At 75.8% G+C, this 6437-nt stretch carries 1 protein-coding gene; it reads left to right on the top strand.

Translation table 11 applies throughout. From position 1 onward, the window contains the following. The first annotated feature begins 159 nt into the window (after window positions 1–159). The gene (locus ACFXAE_RS35990) at window positions 160–6321 is read left to right on the top strand and encodes an SDR family NAD(P)-dependent oxidoreductase (RefSeq protein WP_384723881.1); all 6162 of its coding nucleotides are present in this window, start codon (window positions 160–162) and stop codon (window positions 6319–6321) included. The last annotated feature ends 116 nt before the right edge of the window (window positions 6322–6437 follow it).

Here is a 6437-nt window from a genome sequence, read left to right as displayed (position 1 = left end):
GGTGAGGCGACGGTCGTTGCGCTGCGGGTCGACACCGCCGCCCTGCGCACCCGTACCGACGAGGTCCCCGCTCTCCTCCGCGCCCTCACCCCGACCACACGCCGCGCCGCCGCAACCGAGACCGTCGGAGCGGCGGGGGAGGAGCCCCCCGCCCAGCGGCTGGCGGCCCTTCCGGCCGCCGAACGGCGCCGCACCGTGCTGCAACTGGTGCGCTCGCAGGTGGCGGCCGTGCTGGGACACGGTTCGGCCGAGGCGATCGGACCCGACCGGGCCTTCCAGGAGCTGGGCTTCGACTCGCTCGCCGCGACCGAACTGCGCAACCAGCTCAACCACCTCACCGGACTCCGACTCCCCGCGACCCTGGTCTTCGACCACCCCAACGCCCTCGCCGTCACCGAGTTCGTGGAGGCCGAACTGGCCGCCGCGTACCCGGCGTCCGGCGACGACGCGGACGGCGACGCCGGAGAGGACGGCATCCGCCGCGCACTGCGGTCGATCCCGACCAGGCGCCTGCGGGACGCCGGTCTGATGGACGTCCTCCTCGAACTCGCCGACGAGGACGGAGAGGCGGCGCACGCGGAGGCCGTCGCGGATGGGGAGGAGCACGACACCGACCTGGACGGCGGACCGGACGGCACCGTCGGCACCGCCCAGGACGTACTCCTCTCCGAAGCCCCCGAAGCCCCCGCGACCCCCGACGCCCTGCGCGCCGCCCGCGCGGAGACCGCGCGGCTGCGCCGGGACAACCGACGGCTCACCGCCGCCCGGCACGAGCCGATCGCCATCGTCGGGATGGCCTGCCGCTACCCGGGCGGAGTGACCTCGCCCGAGGACCTGTGGCGGCTGGTGACGGACGGCGCGGACGCCATCACCCCGTTCCCCGAGGACCGGGGATGGGACCTGTCGATGCTGCGCGACCCGGAGGCCAGGCACCCCGACGGCTACTACGCGCGGGAGGGCGGCTTCCTCGACGGGGCGGCCGACTTCGACCCCGGGTTCTTCGGCATCTCGCCCCGCGAGGCACTGGCGATGGACCCGCAGCAGCGGCTGGCGCTGGAGCTGTCCTGGGAGGCGCTGGAGCGCGCGGGCATCGACCCCGGCTCGCTCAAGGGCAGCCGCACCGGTGTCTTCGCCGGCGTGATGTACCACGACTACCCCGGCAGCGACGGCAACGGCAGCGTCGTCACCGGCCGCATCGCCTACAAGCTCGGCCTCGAGGGCCCGGCGGTCTCCGTGGACACCGCCTGCTCGTCCTCCCTGGTCGCGCTGCACCTCGCGGTGCAGGCACTGCGGCAGGGCGACTGCTCGCTCGCCGTCACCGGCGGTGTCACCGTGCTCGCCACGCCCGGTGTGTTCGTCGAGTTCGGCCGGCAGGGCGGGCTCGCGCCCGACGGACGGTGCAAGTCGTTCGCCGCGGCGGCCGACGGCACCGGCTTCTCCGAAGGCGCGGGCTTCCTGGTGGTCGAGCGGCTGTCCGACGCGCTGCGCAACGGGCACGAGGTGCTGGCCGTGGTCCGGGGCTCCGCCGTCAACCAGGACGGCGCCAGCAACGGGCTCACGGCCCCCAACGGGCCCTCCCAGCGCCGCGTGATCCGGCAGGCCCTCGCCAACGCGCGGCTCGCCGCCGACCAGATCGACGCGGTCGAGGCGCACGGCACGGGCACCACGCTCGGCGACCCGATCGAGGCCCAGGCACTGCTCGCCACCTACGGCCAGGACCGGCCCGGGGAACGCCCCCTGTGGCTCGGCTCGGTGAAGTCCAACATCGGCCACACGCAGGCAGCCGCCGGCGTCGCGGGCGTTATTAAGATGGTGATGGCGATGCGGCACGGTGTGCTGCCCGCCACCCTCAACGTGGACGCGCCCAGCGACCAGGTCGACTGGACCACCGGGTCCGTCGCGCTGCTGACCGAGCAGCGGGAGTGGACCGGCACCGGCCGCCCGCGCCGCGCCGGCGTCTCCTCCTTCGGCATCAGCGGAACCAACGCCCACGTCATCGTCGAGCAGGCACCTGCCGCGGCGCCGACGGCGCCCGCCGCCCCCGGCGGGGCGGACGACGCGGACCCGGCGCCGGCCGCGGTCGTACCGTGGCTGCTGTCGGCGCGCGGCCAGGACGCCCTGCGCGCCCAGGCCGAACATCTGCTGGCGCACGTCGAGGAGGCCGGGGCGGCCGGTGCGGATGCGCCGCGCCCGCTGGACATCGCGTACTCGCTGGCCACCACCCGCGCGGCGTTCGAACACCGCGTCGCGGTCGTCGGCGCGGACCGCGACGGGCTGCTGGCGGCCCTGGGCGCGGTCGCGCGGGGCGAGGAGCCGGCCACCACGGCCCGCGAAGGACTGCTCGCCGTCCTCTTCCCGGGCCAGGGATCGCAGCGGCTCGGCATGGGCCGGGACCTGTACGACCGGTTCCCGGTGTTCGCCGAGGCCTTCGACGCGGCCTGCGCCGGACTGGACGAACACCTGGACCGGCCGCTGCGCGAGGTCGTCTGGGGCGACGACGAGGGCACCCTGAACGGCACCGCCTACACCCAGGCCGCCCTCTTCGCCCTCGGTACGGCCCTGTACCGGCTCACCGAGTCGTTCGGCGTCGTCCCCGAATACGTGGCGGGGCACTCCATCGGCGAGATCACCGCGGCCCACGTCGCCGGGGTCTTCACCCTGGAGGAGGCCTGCGCGCTGGTCGCCGCCCGCGGCCGGCTGATGCAGGCGCTGCCCGCCGGCGGTGCCATGGCGGCGGTGCAGGCCACCGAGGCCGAGGTACTGCCGTACCTCACCGACGGCGTCGGTGTCGCCGCCGTCAACGGCCCCGCCTCCGTCGTGGTGTCGGGTGTCGCGGAGGACGTGGAGAAGGTGACCGCGGTCTTCCGGGAGCAGGGCCGCCGTACGACCGCCCTGCGGGTGTCGCACGCGTTCCACTCCCCGCTGATGGAACCGATGCTGGAGGAGTTCCGGACCGTGCTGGAGCGGCTCTCGCCCCGGCCGCCCGCCCTGCCCGTCGTCTCCAACCTGACCGGAGCCCTCGCCACCGCGGACCAGCTGTGCTCCGCCGACTACTGGGTACGGCACGTCCGCGAGGCCGTCCGCTTCGCCGACGGGGTGCACACCCTGCACGAACAGGGCGTCACCCGGTTCCTGGAACTCGGCCCCGACGGCGTCACCTCGGCCATGGCGCGCGAGACGCTGCCCGAGCACGCCGTGACCGTCGCCGCCCAGCGGCGTGCCACCCCCGGCGAGACCGCCCTGGTCGACGCCCTCGCCCGGCTGCACGGCCACGGCGTGCCCGTCGACTGGGCCGCGTTCTTCGCCGGCCTGGGCGCCCGCCGGGTCGCCCTGCCCACGTACGCCTTCCAGCGGCGCCGTTTCTGGCCCACGGAGATGCGCCTGGGCGCGGGGGCGGAGGCCGCCGGTCTGGCGCCCGCCGACCACCCGCTGCTCAGCGGCATGGTCGAACTCGCCGGATCCGACGGCCACCTGTTCACCGGACGGCTGTCGGTCGGCACGCACGGCTGGCTCGCCGACCACGTCGTCATGGGCGCCGTCCTCGTCCCCGGCACCGCCCTGCTGGAGCTGGCGGTGCACGCCGCGAACTCCCTGGGCTGCGAGCTGGTGGAGGAACTCACCCTCGCCGCACCGCTGGTCCTCCCCGCCCGGGGCACGGTCCGGCTCCAGGTCGGCATCGGCGCCCCCGACGACTCCGGCCGCCGCTCCCTGGGCATCCACTCCCGTCCCGCCGACGACCCCGGGGCCACCTGGACGACACACGCCCAGGGCACCCTCGCGACCGGCCCGGCGGCCTTTGCCGCCACCGACTTCGACGCGTCCGTCTGGCCGCCCGAGAAGGCCGAACCGCTCGGCACCGACGGCCTGTACGAACGCTTCGAGGACTCCGGCTTCACCTACGGGCCGGTGTTCCGGGGCCTGCGGGCCGCCTGGCGGCGCGACGCCGAGGTGTTCGCCGAGGTCGCCCTGCCCGACGGCACCGACGGCGGCGCGTACGGCCTGCACCCGGCGCTCTTCGACGCCGCACTGCACGCCACCGCACTGGCCGGCACCGCCACCGACGGCGACTCGCCGCAGGACGGCGGGACCTCACAGGGCGGCGGGGTGCCGTTCTCCTGGAACGGCGTGTCCCTGCACGCGGTCGGCGCCTCCGCCGTCCGTATCCGGCTCTCCCGCGCCGACGACGGCACCCTCGCGATCGCCGTCGCCGACACCACCGGCGCCCCCGTGGCCACCGTCACCTCCCTGGTGACCCGCCCGATCTCCGCCGAGCAGCTCGGCGGCGCGGCGGAGACCGGGCGGGACTCCCTGTTCGCCCTGGACTGGATCCCGGCGCCGGAGCAGACGGCGGGCACACCGTCCCACGCACCGGCGGCCCGATCCACGGTTGGGACCGGAAACGGGGACGAGGCCGCGCGGGTCGCCCTGATCGGCCCGGACGACGGCGTCCTCGACGCGGCCGTCCGGAACGCCGCCGCCGTTGCCGACAGGTACGCGGACCTGACGGCCCTGGCCGACGCGGCGGCGGAGGACCCGGTACCGCCGGTCGTCCTCCTGCCCGTCCGCACCGGCACCGCGCCGGCCGACCGGGCACGAGCCGCGCACACCGCGACGGCCCACGTCCTGGAGACGCTCGGCACCTGGCTCGCCGACGACCGGTTCACCGCCTCCCGCCTGGTCGTCGTCACCCGGGGCGCGACCGACGGAGCCGACCCGGCCGCGGCCGCCGTATGGGGCCTGGTGCGGGCGGCCCAGGCGGAACACCCCGACAGGTTCACCCTGCTGGACCTGGAGAACCCGGACACGGCCACGGAACCGGGCACGGCCACGGAGAACGAGACGGGAACGGAGGCGGTACTCCCGTCCGCCGTTCTCGCGCCCGCCTCCGGCGAACCGCAACTCGCGGTGCGCGAGGGCCGGGTGCTCGTGCCCCGGCTGGTCCGGGTCACCGCGCCCGAGCCGCAGGGCACGGGCGGCTGGGACGTCGAGGGAACCGTCCTCGTCACCGGAGGGACCGGCGGTCTCGGTGCCGCCGTCGCCCGCCACCTGGTGGCCGAGCACGGCGCGCGGAGCCTGCTGCTGGTCAGCCGGCGCGGCCCCGCCGCCGACGGGGCCGGTGAACTCGCCGCCGCACTCGAGGCGGAGGGCGCCCGGGTCACCGTCGCCGCCTGCGACGTGACGGACCGCGCCGCCCTCGACCGGCTGCTCGCCGAGGTGCCCGCCGACCGGCCGCTGCGCGCCGTGATCCACGCGGCGGGCGTCCTGGACGACGGAATGATCGACTCCCTCACGCCCGAGCGGCTCGCCGCCGTGCTGCGGCCCAAGGCGGACGCCGCCTGGCACCTGCACGAGGCGACCGCGGACCTCCCGCTCGACGCGTTCGTGCTGTTCTCCTCGGTGGCCGGCACGCTCGGCAACGCGGGCCAGGCCAACTACGCGGCGGGCAACGCCTTCCTGGACGCCCTCGCCCGGCACCGCCGGAACCAGGGCCTGCCCGCCCTGTCCCTCGGCTGGGGCCCCTGGACCCGGGGCAGCGGCATGACCGGCGAACTCGGCGAGGCCGACATCGCGCGGATGACCAGGGCGGGCATGCCGCCGATGGAGCCGGAGCGGGGCCTGGCCCTGTTCGACGCGCTCCGCACCGCCGACGCGGGAGCCGCGGTCCTGCCCGTGCGGCTGGACCTGGGGACCCTGCGGTCCCTCGGCGAGGTCCCGCCGCTGTTCCGGTCACTGATCCGGGTGGCGTCCCCCCGTACGGCCCCGGCGGCCGGGACGGCGGCCGCCGCCGCGGACCTCACCCAGCGGCTGTCCGGACTGACCCCGGCGGAGGGCCGGGAAGCACTGCTGGAACTGGTGCGCGGTCAGATCGCCACCGTCCTCGGTCACCTGGACCCGGCCGACGTCGAACCGGACCGGCCCTTCCAGGACCTCGGCTTCGACTCGCTGACCTCCGTCGAACTGCGCAACCGGCTCGGTGCGCTCACCGGCACCCGCCTCCCGGCCACCCTCCTGTTCGACTACCCCACGCCCGGCGAACTCGTCGCCCACCTGTACGCGCGCGTCGCCCCGGCCCCGGCCGACGGACCGGAGGCGGTCCTGGCGGAGCTGGACAGGCTGGAGAAGAGCCTCTCGGGCATCGAAGTGGGCGCTGATCTCTTCGAACAGGTCGCGGGCCGGCTGGAGGTGCTGCGCAGCAAGTGGCAGTCGCTGCGCACGGAGGCGCCCGCCGCGTCCGGGGAGGAGGACGACGGGTTCGACTTCGACTCCGCCACGGACGAGGAGGTCTTCGACATGCTCGACAACGAACTCGGCCTCTCCTAGCCACGCGTCGTCCGGGCGAAGCCCCGGCGCCAACGATGCCGCCCTCCCCGCCACCGGCGGGGAGGGCGGCATCGTTCCGGGAGGCGTCCCAGGGCCGCCGGCGGCCGCCCCCGTCC

It is taken from the genome of Streptomyces sp. NPDC059454 (assembly GCF_042749965.1).
Taxonomy (GTDB): Bacteria; Actinomycetota; Actinomycetes; order Streptomycetales; family Streptomycetaceae; genus Streptomyces.
This window is presented reverse-complemented; position numbering and strand designations above follow the sequence as displayed.